The organism is Paenibacillus sp. GM2FR (assembly GCF_002803325.1).
GTDB lineage: Bacteria > Bacillota > Bacilli > Paenibacillales > Paenibacillaceae > Paenibacillus_AQ > Paenibacillus_AQ lautus.
In genome coordinates this window covers 3,269,356-3,287,180 of sequence record NZ_MKZM01000008.1, presented here as the reverse complement: position 1 = coordinate 3,287,180, position 17,825 = coordinate 3,269,356, and the positions used below count along the sequence as shown (strand labels likewise).

General features: G+C 51.4%; 15 protein-coding genes. 5 read left to right on the top strand and 10 right to left on the bottom strand.

The genetic code is table 11. The annotated features are described in order from the left end of the window. Nucleotides 1-26: 26 nt before the first annotated feature. The 6 genes from PAEVO_RS14790 to PAEVO_RS14765 all read right to left on the bottom strand — a co-directional run bounded on the left by PAEVO_RS14790 (nucleotide 27) and on the right by PAEVO_RS14765 (nucleotide 6,574). A complete protein-coding gene (locus tag PAEVO_RS14790) occupies nucleotides 27-989 on the bottom strand; it encodes a Gfo/Idh/MocA family protein (RefSeq protein WP_100538221.1) in 963 nt (320 codons plus the stop codon). 193 nt (nucleotides 990-1,182) lie between these two features. Then, nucleotides 1,183-2,166 (bottom strand): Gfo/Idh/MocA family protein, encoded by a 984-nt coding sequence (locus PAEVO_RS14785; protein WP_100538220.1) that lies wholly within the window; start codon nucleotides 2,164-2,166, stop codon nucleotides 1,183-1,185. A gap of 237 nt (nucleotides 2,167-2,403) precedes the next feature. Further along, nucleotides 2,404-3,426, bottom strand: a complete 1,023-nt coding sequence (locus PAEVO_RS14780) for a Gfo/Idh/MocA family protein (RefSeq protein WP_100538219.1) — start codon at nucleotides 3,424-3,426, stop codon at nucleotides 2,404-2,406. A 43-nt stretch (nucleotides 3,427-3,469) separates the two neighbouring features. After that, nucleotides 3,470-4,306 carry a carbohydrate ABC transporter permease gene (locus PAEVO_RS14775; protein ID WP_100538218.1) on the bottom strand — a complete coding sequence of 279 codons (837 nt, stop codon included), beginning with the start codon at nucleotides 4,304-4,306 and terminating at the stop codon, nucleotides 3,470-3,472. Between the two features lie 16 nt (nucleotides 4,307-4,322). Next, nucleotides 4,323-5,264 carry a carbohydrate ABC transporter permease gene (locus PAEVO_RS14770; RefSeq protein WP_100538217.1) on the bottom strand — a complete coding sequence of 314 codons (942 nt, stop codon included), beginning with the start codon at nucleotides 5,262-5,264 and terminating at the stop codon, nucleotides 4,323-4,325. A 47-nt stretch (nucleotides 5,265-5,311) separates the two neighbouring features. After that, complete coding sequence (locus tag PAEVO_RS14765; RefSeq protein ID WP_100538216.1) at nucleotides 5,312-6,574, bottom strand: ABC transporter substrate-binding protein; 1,263 nt, start codon at nucleotides 6,572-6,574, stop codon at nucleotides 5,312-5,314. Nucleotides 6,575-7,005: 431 nt separating this feature from the next. On the opposite strand from PAEVO_RS14765, the gene PAEVO_RS14760 reads away from it, so the two are divergent. The 4 genes from PAEVO_RS14760 (at nucleotide 7,006) to PAEVO_RS14745 (ending at nucleotide 12,807) form a co-directional block, all read left to right on the top strand. After that, nucleotides 7,006-8,208 (top strand): ROK family transcriptional regulator, encoded by a 1,203-nt coding sequence (locus PAEVO_RS14760; protein ID WP_243390873.1) that lies wholly within the window; start codon nucleotides 7,006-7,008, stop codon nucleotides 8,206-8,208. Nucleotides 8,209-8,277: 69 nt separating this feature from the next. Further along, nucleotides 8,278-9,768, top strand: coding sequence for a glycerol kinase GlpK (glpK, locus tag PAEVO_RS14755; protein ID WP_100538214.1), 1,491 nt, complete (start codon nucleotides 8,278-8,280; stop codon nucleotides 9,766-9,768). Nucleotides 9,769-9,955: 187 nt separating this feature from the next. Further along, entirely contained in the window at nucleotides 9,956-11,686 is a 1,731-nt protein-coding gene (locus tag PAEVO_RS14750; RefSeq protein ID WP_100538213.1) for a glycerol-3-phosphate dehydrogenase/oxidase, read from the top strand. Between the two features lie 128 nt (nucleotides 11,687-11,814). Continuing rightward, on the top strand, nucleotides 11,815-12,807 hold the full coding sequence (locus PAEVO_RS14745) for an aldose 1-epimerase (RefSeq protein ID WP_100538212.1): 993 nt from the start codon (nucleotides 11,815-11,817) through the stop codon (nucleotides 12,805-12,807). Nucleotides 12,808-12,913: 106 nt separating this feature from the next. Here PAEVO_RS14745 and PAEVO_RS14740 read toward each other — a convergent pair whose 3' ends face one another. Beyond that, entirely contained in the window at nucleotides 12,914-13,684 is a 771-nt protein-coding gene (locus tag PAEVO_RS14740; RefSeq protein WP_100538211.1) for a YwaF family protein, read from the bottom strand. Nucleotides 13,685-13,771: 87 nt separating this feature from the next. On the opposite strand from PAEVO_RS14740, the gene PAEVO_RS14735 reads away from it, so the two are divergent. Next, on the top strand, nucleotides 13,772-14,716 hold the full coding sequence (locus PAEVO_RS14735) for a hypothetical protein (RefSeq protein ID WP_243390773.1): 945 nt from the start codon (nucleotides 13,772-13,774) through the stop codon (nucleotides 14,714-14,716). 88 nt (nucleotides 14,717-14,804) lie between these two features. Here PAEVO_RS14735 and PAEVO_RS14730 read toward each other — a convergent pair whose 3' ends face one another. The 3 genes from PAEVO_RS14730 to PAEVO_RS14720 all read right to left on the bottom strand — a co-directional run bounded on the left by PAEVO_RS14730 (nucleotide 14,805) and on the right by PAEVO_RS14720 (nucleotide 17,672). Then, nucleotides 14,805-15,149: a LytTR family transcriptional regulator DNA-binding domain-containing protein gene (locus PAEVO_RS14730; RefSeq protein ID WP_009590070.1), complete on the bottom strand. Its 345-nt coding sequence runs from the start codon at nucleotides 15,147-15,149 to the stop codon at nucleotides 14,805-14,807. Nucleotides 15,150-15,282: 133 nt separating this feature from the next. Continuing rightward, the gene (locus PAEVO_RS14725; RefSeq protein ID WP_100538210.1) at nucleotides 15,283-16,467 is read right to left on the bottom strand and encodes a peptidyl-prolyl cis-trans isomerase; all 1,185 of its coding nucleotides are present in this window, start codon (nucleotides 16,465-16,467) and stop codon (nucleotides 15,283-15,285) included. Nucleotides 16,468-16,601: 134 nt separating this feature from the next. Continuing rightward, on the bottom strand, nucleotides 16,602-17,672 hold the full coding sequence (locus tag PAEVO_RS14720) for a permease (RefSeq protein WP_100538209.1): 1,071 nt from the start codon (nucleotides 17,670-17,672) through the stop codon (nucleotides 16,602-16,604). Nucleotides 17,673-17,825 lie beyond the last annotated feature (153 nt).

Here is a 17,825-nt window from a genome sequence, read left to right as displayed (position 1 = left end):
ACAGACCACGAGCATGCCCCTTTTTATTATGACTGTAGGATGACAGGGTTACCGGTTTCCGCGGATTCATTGGCGGCCAGCGTCACTTCCAGCGTCTTGAAGCCGTCTTCATAAGATGCCAGCACGAGGCTCGGGTCGTTGTTACGAATGGCGTCGATCAAGGCATTGGTGAGTTTTTTGTAAAAGTCCGTTTTGCTCCGGTACACGATTTCTTTCTCCTTGTCTACAATGGAGAGCGTAGTTCCGTCCAGAACGACGCGGAAGTCGCGGCCCATGATCTCGATCCCGCTGCGGTGATCGAACTGGATAAATCCAGTTTGCATATGGCCGACAGCTCCGGAATCCAACACGAATTGGATGGCGCCCACATCCGGTATGTCGAGGTCCGGAATGTCGTCCACCAGCAGCAGCTTCATATCGGCATACAGGCGGGTGATATCGCCGCACAGGTAGCGAACCAAATCCATGGTATGCGTGGATTGCTCAACCAGCTGCCCCCCGGATAATGCTTTCTTTCGCCACCAAGGAGTTGGTACAGGCGTTGTTATGTAGTGGGCGCGGACCATGCCGATTTTTTTGTCCTTGAGAAAGTCTTTGGCGATCGCAACGGTGTCCAGGTATCGCAGACAATAGCCGGAGGCTGCAATGATTCCGCTTTCAGCAATGACCTTGGCTTTGTGGCGGACGGACTGGGCGTCCAGACCCAGCGGCTTTTCCACCATCAGGTGAATGCCCTTCGCGGCTGCCTGCTCTTCGATATCCCCATGGCAAAATGGAGGAATGCATACATACAGCACATCCAGCTGCTCCTGCTCCAGCATCGTGCTGCCGTCCGTGTAATAAGCCGTACCGTACAGCTCGGCCTGCTGCTTGGCTAACGCTTCATTCGTATCACATATCGCGGCCAGCTGAACATATTCGTTCCCGTGAAGGTTTTTGATATGGACAGCGCCCATGCCTCCCGCTCCAAGCACGCCTGCTTTAATCATAGATTGCCTCACTCCTGATCGTATAAGATGATGGTTACATATTCCGGTAACTCGATTACTCACACGTGATTATAGCCCCGCTATCCATATTATTCAAGCATTCATTTGAACCTGGATTGACGGATCCGCTATGAAAAAAAGCACAGAAGACCTCCTCAAATACCACGAGCATGCCTTCTGTGCCGGTTAACGATTACAGCTCCGACATGGTGATGGCCCGATGGCTCTCGGACGATCGGTAGGCGGCTACAGCCACGGCAAGTGCCTTGAGACCATCTTCACCGGTGACGGATGCCTCTGCAGCGCCGGAGGAGATCGAGGATACGAAATCCCGGATCAGGCTGACATCCATGCTGTCTCCCCATGCATGATGGCGGTAGCCGGAATCATCGGTGTATACGTGCAGTTTCTGGCTGGTGGCATTAACGCTTAGGGTCCCGGCAGAGCCGACAATCTCCAAGGTGACGTCGCCCCATGTCGGAAACTCTTTATTGCGGGACCAGCTGCAATCCAGCGTGGCAAACACACCATTATGGAATTCCATGGTCAGAATGCCGCAATCATCAATGGGAGATTCCGAGATGAGATGGTCGACTTCGGCATACACGTCCTTCACCTCGGCACCTGTAATCCAGCGCATGATATCGGCGACATGCACCGTATGATCAATGACGGCACCTCCGCCGGATAGCTCCGGATCGATGAACCAACCGCCGGGATTGCGCCCGCGGTTGGTCCCCTTCATCGCCAGGATACGGCCTAGTTTTCCATCATCAACCATCTGTTTGGCCCGAACGACCGCAGCATGGTAACGTACGGGAAATGCCGTTTGCAGCAGCACGCCGCTTGCTTTGCACGCATCAATCATGACCTGTGCATCCTGTATGTTAGTCGAAAGCGGTTTTTCGCAGAGCACATGCACCCCGGCTGCAGCGGCGGCCAGAACGTGCTCCTTATGATGGACATTCTCGGATGTGACAATGACGCCATCCAGGCCCTGACTAAGCAGCTCGTGATAATCCCGATAATAGGCTGTTCCGAAATACTCGGCGTATTTCCGTCCGCGCTCCTCTACAGGATCGGCTATCCCGGCAAGCTCTACGCCTTCGATCCCCTGCAGCGCTTTGGTATAACTGAACGCATGCATATGCGCAAAGCTGATCACTCCTAATTTCATGGCCTTCACTCCTTTTTAAAGAGATAAGAAAGGATAAACATCAGAGGCTAAACCTCCTTATCTCGCAAGAAAAATTTCCGCTGTATGCGGTCTGTCTTCTGAGAAATTACATCGATACGTATTTTCTTTAGAGATAAGAAAGGATAAACATCAGAGGCTTAGCCTCCTTATCTCGCAAGAAAAATTTCCCCTATATGCGGTCTGTCTTCTGAGAAATTACGTCGATACGTATTTTTCTTATGGTGAAGTAAGTGTAAACGCAGCATCTTCGATAACCACGGGCTCGCCGGAGGCCATCGAGGCTATAGCGGCAAGCGCGATGCGAAGCGCTTCGTATGCGTCTTCAGCCGTTACGAGCGGCTCGCAGCCATCGCGGATGCACGACATGAAGTGCTCCAGTTCCCGGTAATAGGGACTATGCTCCAGCGGGCTTTCCGGCACGACGACGCCGGGGATGGTGGCGGAACTGCTCCGTGTTTTGAAGAGGAGAGGGCTGTCCTTGGCACTGTCATAATCGATAATGCCGCTTGTGCCCGCCATCTCTAAATTCATGGAGAAACCCTCGTGCGCCCAGGTGCCTTCCACATGCGCGATGACACCACTTCGAAAACGAAGGGTTACCAGCGAATAATCCAGCTGGGCCTGGTGACGACCATGGAGCCCTTTGGCATAAACGCGCTCCACCTCGCCGAAGCACCAGCGCAGGTAGTCAAAATCATGAATCATCGCGTCCAGCGTAATTCCGCCGCTCGCTCCGAAGTCGCTGTACCAATGGTTCCAGCCCACAGGATAACCGCCGCCACGGCCTGCCCGAATGACCGCGGGTTTTCCGATGCTGCCCTGATCCAGAAGCGACTTGGCCTTCACATATTCCGGGAAAAAGCGGAGCACATGACCGACAAATAATCGTACTCCTTTTTCGTGGCAATAGTTGATTATGAAGCGCGCGTCTTCCTCGCTTCTGGCCAGCGGTTTCTCACATATGACATGCTTGCCGATGTCCGCCGCTTTCACAACGTATTCCTTGTGAAGCGGGGTTGGCAGGCAGACGTCAATGACATCAACTACATCAGAACCCAAACCTTCAACTGCTGCTTCGAATGAAGCATAGGCCTGTGCCCCGTGTCTGTCCGCCAGCTGCTGCGCTTTCTCCGTCTGGATATCGGCAATCCCGGCAAGCTGGACGTCCGGCATCGAAGCGTAGGCGGCGGCATGGGTTCTTCCCATGGCGCCCGCACCAATAACTAACACCTGTAACATTTCCGTACACTCCTTTTTTTGCATGGTTGGTGCTTACCGAGTTCTAACCTTTAATCCCGTTCATGGCAATGCCTTCAATGAAGTAACGCTGAAGGAAAATAAACAGGATGATGATGGGCAGGGTAGCCATTAGGGCGCCTGCCATCAGCAGCGGGTAATCGGTGGAATGCTGTCCCTGGAAGCTGGAAATCCCGATGGAAAGTACGCGCATCTCCTCAGAGCTCGTCATGATGAGCGGCCATAACAGATCGTTCCATGAGGCTAATATGGTGAAGATCGCCAGGGAGACGAGAGCCGCCTTGGATAACGGCAAGTATATATTCCAGTAAATCCGGAAATAACTGCAGCCGTCGATTTTGGCGGCTTCCTCCAGGTCTTTCGGCAGCGTCATAAAGAACTGTCTCAATAAGAATGTGCCGAAGGCACTGAATATGCCGGGTACGATGAGCACATAGAACGTGTCCAGCCAATTGAACTCGCGCATGATGACAAAGCTCGGAATCATAACGACCTGGGAAGGGACCATCAATACGGCCAAGAGCGCGAGAAAGATGGCGTTCTTGAAAGGGAATCTCAAGCTGGCAAAGGCATAGGCTGCAAGGGAGCACAGAATGAGTTGACCAGCCGTCCGCCCCACCGTCACGATAACGGTGTTCAAATAATAGGTACCGAAATCGATGGTTTGAATGACCCGCAGGTAATTGTCCGGATGCCATTCCACAGGCAGCCATTTCGGCGGAACGGACATGGAATCGGCAAATGACTTGAAGGATGTCGAGATCATCCACAGAAACGGCATAATCATGAGCAGCGCCCCGACTGCTAACAGGATGTGGACCGTCAGACGGCTTGCTTTACCTGCATTGGTTGAAGTATTCACGTCTACACACCTCCTGTTATTGGTAGTGGACCCAGCGCTTCTGAATATACATCTGGACCATGGTAATGATCAGAATAACGATAAACAGAATGAAGGCCTGCGCTGAAGCGTAACCCATGTTGAAGTATTTGAAGCCGTCTTCCCAGATGCTGTATACCACCGTCCGGGTGGATTCCAGCATCGTGGTCTGTTGATCCATCATGATGAAGATCAGGTCAAACACCTGGAACGAATTGATGAAGGACATGACCAAGACAAAGAACAAGCTGGGCGTCAGCAGGGGCAGTGTAATCCGGAAGAACTTATACAGCGTCCCTGCTCCGTCAAGCGAAGCTGCTTCATAATAGCTGCCGGAGATGCCTTGCAGGCCGGACAGCAGAATGACGGCATTGTATCCGATGCTGCTCCAGACACTGACGAGCACGATGGAGAACAAGGCGAATCTCTCATCGAACAGCCAATTGGGCTGCGGCAGGTTCATGATCCCCAGCACATGGTTGATCAATCCGAATTCGGAGTTGTACAACCATTTCCATACCATGCCGACCGCGATCGGCATGGTGATGACGGGAATGAAATAGAAGGTGCGGTAGAAGACCATGCCTTTGATCTTCTGGTTCAGGAGCACGGCCAGCACCGTTGCGAGTGCAACGGATAACGGCACCGTACCTACGGTATACATCATCGTGTTCAGCATGGAACCGGTGAATTTGTCGTCCTTCATCAAATTTGCAAAGTTATCAAGTCCGATGAATTGAGGTGAAGTTAGTCCATCCCACGATGTAAACGACAGAAACAGGGATGCTGCGGAAGGTGCCATATAGAACAGACCGAGGCCCAGCACGACAGGCAGAATGAAGATGTATCCCCACATGGCTTCGTGAACGGCAAGTTTCCCTGCTTTTCGCTTGGCTGTTGTTTTAGGAGGTTCTGTGGTCACAGTGATGGGAGAGCTCACAGGCTGCACCGTCCTTTCTTAATTTCCGTATTGGGAGCGGCTGCTCGTCATTTGGTTTCTGTCGCAAGGATGGCATTCATCTGTTCGCCGGCATTTTTCAGCGCTTCTTCAAACGATTTCTTTCCGAGGAAAGCCGCCTGAATTTCCTTTACTTCAGCGTCTTGCCACTCAGCGGTTTTCTGGGATACGGGATATGGTACGGCGAACTCCAGACTGTCCACGAACACCTGCAGATCAAGAGATGGAATAGACTTCAGCCAGCCGCCCTCCGTGCCTTTGTACGCAGGCATCGAGAAGCCAGAGTCAGCCAGCAATTCCTGTCCTTCCTTGCCGGATAGAATCTGAATCAATTCCCATGACTCCTGCTCAACCTTGGTCTTGCCGTTGATGGCCCAGCTGAGGCCATGAACGATGGACGCCTTTTCCTTTCCGGCGGGCAGAACCGCGACACCCAGCTTGTCGCCAAGCAGCTTGTGGAGTTCCGGAGAGTTGACGGAGATTCCCGGGAACATGGCGGCCTTGCCCGAGCCGAACAGCTGGCGCGACTTGGTTTCAAGCTGCTGCTGCGCATTCGGAGAGTAGCCTTTCTCAATCAAGCTCTGCTGCCATTTGAATGCCGAAAGAGCTTCCGGCGTATCGTAACCGGATGTTTTTTTATCGTCGGATATCACGAACCCGCCAGCCTGGGCAATATAGTTGTAATAACCGATTTGGCTGTCGATCGGCGTAATGTAGCCGTAGATCCCGTTTGATTTATCCGTCAGTTTGGCCGCGTTCTCTTCTACCGTTTCCCAGGTCCATGTATCGTCTGGATAGGGCAGCCCGGCCTTGTCAAACAATTCTTTATTATAAAAAAGTCCGACGGAATCCTGGAAATAAGGAAGTCCGTGAAGCTTACCCTGATAGGTGTACATATCGACAAGCGCTTCGGTATAAACCGAGGTGTCCAGACCGCTTTGCTCAATTAGGGGAGACAGGTCTTTGATCAGACCGGAGGAGGCATAGGAGTGAAAGTTAGGACCGTTCATCCAGTAAACGTCAGGGCCGCTGTTGCCGGCGAGGCTGGTTTTCAGCTTGGTCCAATAATCGGCCCAGGGGGTGTAAGTCACTTTCACTTCTACATTCGGGTGCTTCTCATTGAAAATCTTAATGGATTTGTCCAGCGTATCCCGCACATTTTCGTCCCATAGCGCAACGTTGATGACCTTCTTGCCGTTATTTCCTCCAGAGGCATTGCCGCCTCCGCATGCGGACAGTAACGCGGTGAGCACGAATAATACCGAGATCAGGACAGACATTCTTTTTTTCATCAGATAACCCTCCTTGAATTCATATGATTTTGATCAAGCGTGGTTGGTTGTACGGCTTGTACAGAGAGAATCGGACCCCTTAAGCGCCCCCTTTATGTAGGTGGTATAAAAGCGGTAGTTATTCCATAAGTCGAAAAAAGTTAACATCCTTATGCTATCTTTCTTGACAGAATAACCAGCTTCTATTGCGAAAGATTATATAATCACCTTGTTTATTTTTCAAGATAGCGATTTCAAAACCTTTTAAATTCTTTTTTTCACAATATGAGAGAATCGCTATCAGATCTTACCCCGTATGTTAATTCGATAGATGGAATAAGTTTATATCTGCTTGTTGAAAATGTTATAGTGATTCTATCCTCATTTTTCCGATACAGAAAGTCGCACTACGATGAAGAAACTATAGAAAGGTTGAGCTTGTTTTGAACAATATGAAAAAAGGTGACCACAAGCTGATTCAGGCATTAAACCGGTCCAAGGTGCTGAACAAGATCCGCACAGAGGGACCCATATCCAGAATCGATCTGGCCAAAAAAAACAAGCTGAGTCCCTCCACGGTCGCCTCAGCCGTACAGGAGCTAATTAAGGAAGGCTACGTTTCCGAGATTGGAACTGGCTCCTCCAGCGGAGGAAGAAAGCCCATTCTGCTTAAATTCAATCCGGATAATCATTATTTGTTCGCGGTAGCGATAACGAATTCGGTCATGATGCTGGCCCGCATGAATCTGGAGGCGAGGGTGCTGCAGAAGGAAACACATCCTCTAACCGGCCTCCAAGGAGAAGCCGTTGTCGAACGATTGCAGAGCCTGATGGATGATTTCATGACAGGACAAGAAGACTTGGAGCGGTGTGTCGGGATTTCCATTACGGTGCCGGGCATTGTGAGTGATAGTCAGGGCATGGTGCACTATAACACAAAACTTCGCATGACCGATGTTCCGATGAAACGGATGGTTGAAGAACGCTACGGGCTGCGAACCTGGGTGGAGAACGATATGAATTCCGTTGTGCTGGCTGAACGCCGATTTGGCGATTACGCATTCGCGAACCTGATTTATATTTCCATTGGCGACGGGCTGGGTTCCGGTATTTTGATTAACGATCATCTCCTAAGGGGCAAGCATGGCGGTGCCGGCGAATTCGGGCATACGAGCATGAACCGCAGCGGAATCCGCTGCGAATGCGGCAATGTAGGCTGCTTGGACAGTTACATCAGCTGGATTGCCGTGTATTCGCGAATTATTACGGCGATCGCAACGGGGAGACCGACGCTGATCCAGGAGATGAGCGGGGGAGATTACAGTCAAATTGTTCCGTCCGTATTCAAGGAAGCTCTTCGTAGAGGGGACAAGCTGGCAAGGGATCTGAATGAGGAAGTGGCGGAGCTTCTGGGAGCAGCCATCGTCAACCTGGTCAATATGTTTAATCCCGAAGCGCTAATCCTGGGTGGAGACATGGCGCATGGAAATCCGGAATTGCTGGAAATGGTTCGCAGCTATATAGACCGGCACGCGCTTCCGATTCTGAAGGAGGACATGGTATTTGGTCTGGCCTCTCTTGGCGAGGATGAGAAGCTAATGGGTGCGGCTTCGGTCCTGCTGCAGGACTTGCTAGGCTTCTCCCTGACGGAATAATGGATTTGACAACGTTTCCACCTGCGCGTTATCTTTGGTTAAATGCATATGCGGAAGGGGAGAAGTTGATTGGAGCAGTACATTCTGGCGCTTGACCAAGGAACGACAAGCTCGCGCGCGATCCTGTTCAACAAGGAAGGAGATATCGTACACTCAGCTCATAAGGAGTTTCCGCAGTATTTTCCCAAGCCGGGCTGGGTGGAGCAGAATGCCAATGAAATATGGGGTTCCATTCTTGCGGTCATTGCGACCTGCTTATCCGAAGCGGGCGTGAAGGCGGATCAGATTGCGGGAATCGGGATTACGAATCAGCGGGAGACGGCCGTGGTATGGGATCGGAATAGTGGAGAACCGATATATCACGCCATTGTTTGGCAATCCCGTCAGACGGCCGGTATCTGCGAGGAGCTGATAGCTGCCGGGCATGACGGGACGGTTAGGGGAAAGACCGGACTTTTGATTGATCCTTATTTCTCGGGAACGAAGATCAAATGGATCCTCGATCATGTAGACGGTGCCCGTGAGCGGGCCGAGCGCGGAGATATTATATTCGGGACCATCGATACTTGGCTGATCTGGAAGCTGTCCGGAGGCCAGGCGCACGTGACCGATTATTCCAACGCCTCGCGTACGATGCTGTATAACATTCATGAATTGAAATGGGATGAGGAGCTGCTGCAGCTGCTGGACATCCCCAAGTCCATGCTGCCTGAAGTCAGGCCTTCTTCCGAAGTGTATGCCAAAACGGTTTCCTATCATTTCTTCGGACGCGAGGTTCCGATTGCCGGAGCAGCCGGCGATCAGCAAGCGGCGCTATTTGGGCAGACCTGCTTCTCGGAAGGCATGGTGAAGACAACCTACGGAACCGGCAGCTTTATGCTGATGAACACCGGTGACAAGCCCGTAAAATCCGAGCATGGACTGATCACTACGATCGCCTGGGGATTGGATGGCAGCGTACAGTATGCGCTCGAAGGCAGCGTGTTCGTGGCCGGCTCGGCGATCCAGTGGCTGCGCGACGGTCTTCGGATGTTCCGCGAAGCGAAGGACAGCGAGCCCTATGCGCGCCGGGTCAACTCCACGGAGGGCGTGTACGTGGTGCCGGCCTTTGTCGGACTTGGCAGTCCATACTGGAACAGCGATGTCCGAGGGGCTGTCTTCGGCCTGACACGGGGCACGTCGAAAGAGCATTTCATCCGTGCAACCCTGGAGTCGCTTGCATATCAAACACGGGATGTCCTATCCGTGATGGAAGAAGATTCCGGCTATAATATCACATCCCTGCGGGTGGATGGAGGGGCCGTTTCCAACACGTTTCTCATGGAATTCCAAAGCGACATCCTGAATGTTCCGGTGGAACAGCCGAACATTACGGAGACAACGGCACTCGGTGCCGCTTACCTGGCGGGGCTCGCTGTCGGCTTCTGGAAGGATCAGGAGGAAATCTGCAGCAAATGGAGCATGGGACAAAGCTTCAAGCCAACCATGGAGGAAGACGTAAGGGAGCAATTATACAGCGGCTGGAAAAAAGCCGTTTATGCGGCAATGGCTTTTCATTAGCATTTTCTATGGTATAATGAGCAATAAGTGAATATATGTCTGGAGACTTGGAGAGACCACTAGGCGCGGAATACCTCATGTTATGGGGTTGCTACTGCGTGTTTCGTGGTCTCTTTTTTGCTGTCTTTTTGCATTGGAAGGTAACGATAGATAAAAACAGGGTAAATCATACTGGGAGGGATTCATTGTGAAGCAGGCACAGTCGTTTTCAAGTTTGGACCGCAGGCATCGATTTCAAGAAATGGCAGAGGGAACCTTCGATCTGATTGTTATCGGAGGAGGCATAACCGGTGCAGGGATTGCGCTGGATGCGGTCACGCGCGGGATGTCCGTTTTGTTGGTCGAGATGCAGGATTTTGCCGCAGGAACGAGCAGTCGTTCGACGAAGCTGGTGCATGGCGGCCTGCGGTACCTGAAGCAGTTTGAAGTCGGCATGGTGGCCGAGGTAGGCAAAGAACGGGCCGTTGTGTATGAGAATGGGCCGCATGTAACGACGCCGGAGTGGATGCTGCTGCCGATACACCAGGGTGGCACCTTTGGGAAGTTCAGCACCTCCATCGGGTTGATGGTGTATGATTTCCTGGCCGGCGTAAAGCGGGGAGAACGGCGTTCCATGCTGTCCGCATCCGAGACGCTGAAGAGGGAGCCGCTTCTGAAGCAGGAGGGTCTTAAGGGCGGTGGTTATTATGTGGAATACCGGACGGACGATGCCAGGCTGACGCTGGAGGTCATGAAGGAGGCAGCCGCCAGAGGGGCGGTTCTGTTCAATTACACGAAGGCCGAATCGTTGAATTATGATGCGAATGGACGAATTACCGGTATCACCGTAAGAGATATGCTGGGTGGCGGGGTCAAGTCCGTATCCGGAACCAAAATTGTAAACGCCGCAGGGCCCTGGGTGGATCAGGTGCGCGAAATGGATAAGTCTAAGAAGGGGAAAATGCTTCAACTGACCAAAGGGGTTCATCTGGTCATCGATCAATCCAAGTTCCCGCTTCGTCAAGCGGTGTACTTCGATACACCAGACGGCCGAATGGTGTTTGCTATTCCCCGCGACGGGAAGACCTACGTGGGAACCACCGATACGGTCTACAAAGCCGATCCCGTGCGTCCCTTGATCACGGTGGAGGACCGTGATTATATATTGAAAGCCATTCATTACATGTTCCCTGGCGTGAAGCTAAGTCCGGCAGACGTCGAGTCGGGATGGGCTGGAGTACGGCCCCTTATATTGGAGGAAGGCAAAAGTCCCTCCGAAATTTCACGCAAGGATGAAATTTGGGAGTCTCCGTCCGGCTTGATTACTATTGCCGGTGGCAAGCTGACCGGCTATCGCAAAATGGCCGGCACCGTTGTCGACCTGGTTGCGCAACGGATTCTAGAGAACGGCGGCAAAGCGTATGGTGCCTGCGTAACGAAAAATCTGCCGATTTCCGGCGGTCAGGTAGGCGGATCCGGCCAATTCCCTGATTTTGTCCGCAAGCAGGCGGAGATCGGCGCAACGCAAGGAATTGACCGTAAGCTCGCCGAGCAGTGGGCGCGAATGTACGGCTCCAACGTGTCGGAATTGTTCCGCTTGGCCAAGGAGGGCTCCGATCAGGCGGAAGCAGCAGCGCTTCCGGTATCGGTACTGGTTCCGCTGATGTATGCGATTCAGCATGAGATGGCAGCGAAGCCGGCTGACTTTTTTATCCGTCGCACGGGTTCCCTGTTATTCCATATCGATTGGACGAGAAAATGGAAGCAGCCTGTGATCGATTATATGGCTGCGGTACTGGGGTGGAGCGAGCAGCAGACACTTGAATACACGAAGGAACTGGATGAGGAGTTGGTCTCGGCCACACAGCCTGCAGCAAGCGATCAATCAGCCCCGGCTCCAATTCCGCAAAACGCTTCTAAAACGAAGCTTTCGTCTTAACCGGCAGCAATTTTAAACGGACGGAATGAGTGGGGGGGATGGGCCGACCATCCACCCCGAAAATATAGAAGTAAGGGCTTTGGTATGATAATCTATATACGTTCACACTTGAGAGGAGAGATCACCCGATGAACCACAAAGCGTATGAAGGATCATATCACGGGGAGCGCGCGGTTTGGCTCCAGCACGGCCCTTACGAAGCGGCGATATTGCCCGAAATCGGAGGCAATCTCATCGCTTTTAGGGATAACGAAAGCGGTTACCGGTTCCTTCGCGAACCGGAAGCAGACGAAATGGAAGCATTCAAATCCAATCCGGGCGTTCACGGCATTCCTGTTCTTTTTCCGCCTAATCGTTATGAGGACGGCCGGTTTCCATGGAATGGACAAACCTATCAGTTCCCGATCAATGAAGAAGCGACGGGCAATCACCTCCATGGCTTTTTACATACGATCCCTTGGAGCGTCGAGGATTTTGGCAGCAGCGAGGCTGAAAGCTACGTGGTGGTTTCGGTCACCATTGATGAGAATCATCCCGTGTATGCCATGCTTCCGCACCCGTTCACGTTCCGGCTTCGCTATACGCTGAATCAGGATGGTTTGGCTCAGCATGTGTTTATTCGTAATCTCGGAACCGGCAGCATGCCGTGCCTGCTTGCTTTCCATACGGCAATCAACGCTCCGTTTGCTCCCGAGAGCACGGCGGATGACTGCGTCGTGAGAATAACGATCGGCGAGCGGTGGGAAATGAGTGAGCGGATGCTGCCGACAGGCAAATTCCAGACGCTTACGGCAGAAGAGGAGCTGCTTCGGACAAGCGGCGTAACTCCCTATTTTGATTCGATGGACAACCATTACACGGCCGTCCCGCAAAACGGCAGAAATCGTATGGAATTGACGGATACCAAGCTCGGGAAAACATTCGTTTATGATGTCGGCAACTCGTATAAGCAGTGGATGGTATGGAACAACGAGGCATCCCGGAAGTTCTTCTGTCCCGAACCGCAGATTAACCTGGTAAATGCGCCGAACGTGGACCTGCCGGCTGACGATATCGGTCTGTTCGGTTTGGCTCCGGGCGAAATTTGGGAAGCAACCTCCAGGCTGTATCTTAAGGATTAAGGATCTGGTCTAGGCCTTTTCAATGGAAAAAAGCGTATGGATATTGCAGCACCCGAATACGCGGGCGTTTGCAGTCCATACGCTTTATATGTATAGGACTCCTTCTTCAACTGTCAGCCGAAGAAAAGGGCGGTTGTTGCTGTTTATGGCGGCGACTCCGTTTCAAGCGATCCGGAATGACAAAAAAGGCGATATACATAAGGATAAACAGCGCGAGTGCGATGAGCTCCTCAACGAGGATGTATACGGGATGCGGTCCCAGCAGGTCCAGCAGTGAAGCGGTGTCGGGCTTGCGCATCAGGAACATATAGTTCGAGCCGACAGCGAGGTTGACCAGACCGACAACGAATGCGGATACGTTCAGGAAGACCATCGTCCAGGCGATGGATTTCCAGGTTGGACGGTATCCTCGCACCCATGTCATGTACAATGCCGTGAATATGATCGCGATATGGACAACAAAGAAATGAAAGAACCGGAAGTGTGGGAAAGGGTAACCCAGATTGGGTGTTAATATAGCCTGCAAGGCCCCTCCAATTCCGGCGAAGTAAACCAACGGATATAGACGGCGTTCATCCGTAAGCAGGATGGCGATGGAGAGAAACAGGGTCAAACTGCACAATTCCAATGGAAGGGAAGTGGCAGGGTCCCATATTCCCGTTGACGCATACCAGATATGAAGGGAGGCTTCGGGTAACGAAAGTGCAGCAAACAGCCCCCATCTCACGTTTTTTTGCAGAGAAGACTTGGAGGCGATTGCCGTCCTGAACAAGTACAATAGGGAGCAAAGGGCGATAAACACCAGAATGGCTATCCAATGTTCGGTGGAGAAAGCAGCAAACGCTTCCGGATATCTCGGATCAAAATAGGGATCGATGCGTGATCATCCTCTCTATGTTCATAAACCTAAAATTTGATAATACCATTATAGATGATATGACGATGGAAGAGAGGTGCATTTATTGTGAGTAAACGACAGGGAACCAAACGTTATGCGAGTCTCCTGCTTAGCTTAGCGCTGATCTTCAGCTTAAGCGGACTTGCTCATCCCGGAGAGGTCGAAGCAGCCAGCTCGAAGTACAAAAAGTTTTTCGATATCAGCAAAAAGGGAGCCCCGATTCCTGATTACTCCGGGACCAAGGAGTGGATTCCGCAAGGGCTGGCCCTCGTTCCGAGTAAGAACTGGATCATTATATCGCATTATTGGGGTAATAAGGATAGCAATCAAGCCAGCAGCATCTCGATTACAAGCAGCAAAACCAATAAACGCATCAAAACACTCTATTTGTATGAGAGCGGCAGCAAAAAGCATACCGGGCATGTCGGAGGGCTTGCGGTTAGCAAAAAACATCTGTGGGTGGCGTCCGGCAAAAATGTGTACAAAATTCCGCTGAGTACCATTAGCAGCAAAAAAGATTACAGCAATATCGTCATGACCCCATATGCGCTCGGCCATAAAGCATCCTATGCCACTTATTCTGACGGCATTCTATGGATTGGCGAATATATGGATGGCGAGGATCAAGGCGGCAAACAGTGTGCGCCGGGACCCAAGGGCAAGCTGCGAGGTTATCCATTGACGTCCAGCGACGGCTTGCCGTCGAACCGCAAAGCGACCTATACATGGAGTACTCCTGACCGAATACAAGGGGCGGTCGTGACGAAATCACGCGTGGTGTACAGCCAGTCCTGCGGTCGTAACAATGCAAGTAAATTGCTCATCTATACTCGTGGAACCAAGGGAAAGGCTGCGGCTACGCCGCTGACGATGCCTCCGATGTCCGAAAATATTGCGATGCGGGGCAATGACCTGTACGTTCTGTTTGAATCCGGTGCCCGGAAGTACAGAAATGGTGCCATGCCGCTGAAGAACCTTTACATTGTCAATACTAAAAAACTGAAGCTTTAACCCTACAAACCAAAAGATCCCGCCTCCGGTTAACGGATACGGGATCTTCTGTGTGTTGCGCCCCATTTCAGAAGAGAGCGCAGCTCACTCAAACAGGCTGTTTTACTTCAGCGACAAGGCGCTTGAGCGACTCTTGCTTCCATCTCGGAATCCGAAGATGTTTAGCAGAAGGTGCCTTCTCCCCAAAGTAAACGATGCCTTGTTCTACCGTCGTGATTTTGTCAACGTTGACATAGCAGTTGCCGCCGACATGATAGAACTGTTTACCGGAGAGCAGGGATGCGATTTTTTCGGCAGTCATTCTCTTTTTAATATTATAGTTTCTGCCGTGAAAGCTGACCAAACCGTGCGATCCGGTTTTAAAGAACAGAATGTCTGTCTCCACCACGAAGTCCTCATACATGTTGCGGGATTCCGATACGTGCTTCATCATTCTGCTTCCCCCTTTTCCAAGATCAACATTTGATAACGCTTACATTCTAACATGTTTTCCCTGGGGTTTAAAGAACTTTTTATTTGGCATTAAAAAAAGCCCATACCGCAAGGGTAGGGGCTTGGACTAACGTTTAAGGTGCAGCAGGTGCTTCTGGTGTTTCCGCTGCAGGATCTGCTGGCGTTTCAGCCGCAGTTTCTTCCAGCGTATTGGTGATGGTTGCTTTGTCCTTCAGCTCTTGAATGTAGGCTGTGGATTCGGAGTAAACCTTTTGGTTCTCAAGCTGACTGCGAATTTCTTCCTTCTTATCTTCAAGGGTAGGGTTCGTGGCTTCTTTACGATCGGTAACCTTGATGATGTGGTAACCGAAAGAACTCTTCACCGGGTCGCTGATTTCACCCTTCTTCAATTTGAACGCTGCTTCTTCAAATGCAGGGTCCATCTGGCCGCGTCCGAAGAAGTCCAGGTCGCCGCCGGTCTCCTTCGTAGCATCTTGGTTCTTCTCTTTGGCAATCGCTGCAAAGTCGGCGCCTTCCTTCAATTGCTTCACGATCGCATCGGCTTCTTCCTTGGTTTCCACCAGGATGTGGGAAGCGCGAACTTGCTCAGGAGTAGCAAAACTTTCTTTGTTTTGGTCGTAGATTTCTTTAATTTCTTCATCGGTTACTTTGATTTTGTCGGCCATCAGTTTTTTGAGCTCAACCTGGGTTTTGGTCTGTTCTTTAAGATCGTCGAGCGTCATGCCGGCTTGCTGAAGCTGCATATTGAATTGGTCCTCGGACGGGAAGGTCGCCTTCAAGGTATCTACTTCTTTATTCACATCAGCGTCGGTCACCGTAATGGATTTCTTCTTGAGTTCCTGCTGGATCAATTCCTCAGTGATCATGGAGTTGAGCGTTTGTTTACCGCCTAAGCTGACAAGCTCATCGTACAGATTATCCTTGGTAATGTTAACGTCATTGACTTTAGCTATAGCTTCATTGCCGGATCCCTTGGCAAACGGAGGGACAATCAGGACGACGATTAACGCTGCCGCCAATACCAGCGAAGCGATCATCCAACCTTTGCTTCCGTTCCCGCCGCCACCTGCAGGAGACTGTTCATCGTAAAGCGGTTGATCCCCTGCTGGATGCATGAGCGCAGGCTGTTCGTCCTCATCCTTGTGAAGCTCGATGGGCTCAGGATAGGTTGAATCTATTCTTTCTTCTTCATTAGACAAGCTGCCCGGATCTTGTTGGTTATTCTCTTTCTCTTGGGCTTGTCCCTGTTCATCCTCGGGTTGCCCCGGATGGTTTGGCTGCAAATCGTTATCTTTCATTTAATGATTGACTCCCTTCGACTGCATGTAATAATGAGTTGGTTCATTCTTTAATCACTTTACCAGATAAGCCAAGGGTTTACCTTAAGAAAAAATAAAAATTGAAAAGATAATCGAAAAAGTTGGAGCTGGACCTACAGGATCAGCATTCCCGCTATACCACATACAATTCCAAGCAGGACAACGGAAGCAACAACAAACCACATGACGTTCCTCGGGAATGAGCGTCTTACCATGAGCAGGGACGGAAGACTGATGGCCGGCAGCGTCAGAAGCAGGGCTGCTGCCGGACCCGCTCCGAGGCCCGCTGCCATAAAGGCCTGAATGATCGGGATTTCCGCTGCAGTTGGAATGACAAACAGCATTCCCATCACGGAGAAGAAGATGACGGCCAGCAGCGTGTTTCCGGCGGCGGCTCCCAAATGCGGGAACATCCACACTTGCAATGCGCCTAGGAGAAGCACGGCTATAAAATACGCCGGAACCACGCGAATTATCATATGACCAATGCTGGAGAACCAGCGCAGCCACAGCGGACGTTCATCGGGGTGATCAGTGCTCACTGGTGCGTCAATCTCGATGGGATCCGCCTCTTTGGCGAAGCGGTTAGCGAGGTAACTGACGCCAAAGGTTAGAATGAGGCCGAAGACCAAACGCAGCGCGGTGAATTTCCATGATAAAACAAACGTCATGAAGACGAGTGTTGCCGGATTGATGGTGGGATTGCCGATCCAGAACGCGAGGGCGGAGCCCACGGACACCTTTTTCTTACGCAGACCGATCGCGATCGGTGCTGCGCAGCAAGAGCACATCATGCCCGGAATGGAGGCAATTCCTCCAATCGCCGTGCTGCCGAAGGTGGTTTTGCCGAGAACGCGGAGCAGCCACTGGGAAGGCAGCAGCGACTGAATCAAGGTCCCAAGCAGGATACCGAGCACCGCCGCTTTCCAAACGGCTTTAAAATACGTGACCGCATAGTCCCAGGCCGCTTGCCAAGAAGGTACGGCATTGCCCGGGTCCATGCCTAATATGGAGGAGCCGATGCTGTGCTCCATAATGGCTTTGAGCGCTTTATCGTAATAAGGCCACCATTTTACGTAGGTTAGCCCTGTTGCTGCAATGATGATGAAGATGGTGATGAACCAGATGGTTCTTCTGCGGTCCGAATGATCAAAGGCCATTCTGCCGTCGCTTGAGTGATTCATGATCTATACTCCCCCGATGCGTTATGAAATGATGTACATATCCAATCAATTAGTATATCACATTGTGGACAGAACGAAGAAAGATATTCCCGGTAATTGCAAGAAATAGGAAGATCATTAGACTTGGAGCAGCCGATTTCTTATAATATAGAT

What these genes read in the sequence shown, in the direction of transcription:
- PAEVO_RS14790 (WP_100538221.1), bottom strand. Translation starts at nt 989, where the DNA reads ATGATTAAAGCAGGCGTGCTTGGAGCGGGAGGCATGGGCGCTGTCCAT.
- PAEVO_RS14785 (WP_100538220.1), bottom strand. Translation starts at nt 2,166, where the DNA reads ATGAAATTAGGAGTGATCAGCTTTGCGCATATGCATGCGTTCAGTTAT.
- PAEVO_RS14780 (WP_100538219.1), bottom strand. Translation starts at nt 3,426, where the DNA reads ATGTTACAGGTGTTAGTTATTGGTGCGGGCGCCATGGGAAGAACCCAT.
- PAEVO_RS14765 (WP_100538216.1), bottom strand. Translation starts at nt 6,574, where the DNA reads ATGAAAAAAAGAATGTCTGTCCTGATCTCGGTATTATTCGTGCTCACC.
- PAEVO_RS14760 (WP_243390873.1), top strand. Translation starts at nt 7,006, where the DNA reads ATGAAAAAAGGTGACCACAAGCTGATTCAGGCATTAAACCGGTCCAAG.
- PAEVO_RS14745 (WP_100538212.1), top strand. Translation starts at nt 11,815, where the DNA reads ATGAACCACAAAGCGTATGAAGGATCATATCACGGGGAGCGCGCGGTT.
- PAEVO_RS14730 (WP_009590070.1), bottom strand. Translation starts at nt 15,149, where the DNA reads ATGATGAAGCACGTATCGGAATCCCGCAACATGTATGAGGACTTCGTG.
- PAEVO_RS14725 (WP_100538210.1), bottom strand. Translation starts at nt 16,467, where the DNA reads ATGAAAGATAACGATTTGCAGCCAAACCATCCGGGGCAACCCGAGGAT.
- PAEVO_RS14720 (WP_100538209.1), bottom strand. Translation starts at nt 17,672, where the DNA reads ATGAATCACTCAAGCGACGGCAGAATGGCCTTTGATCATTCGGACCGC.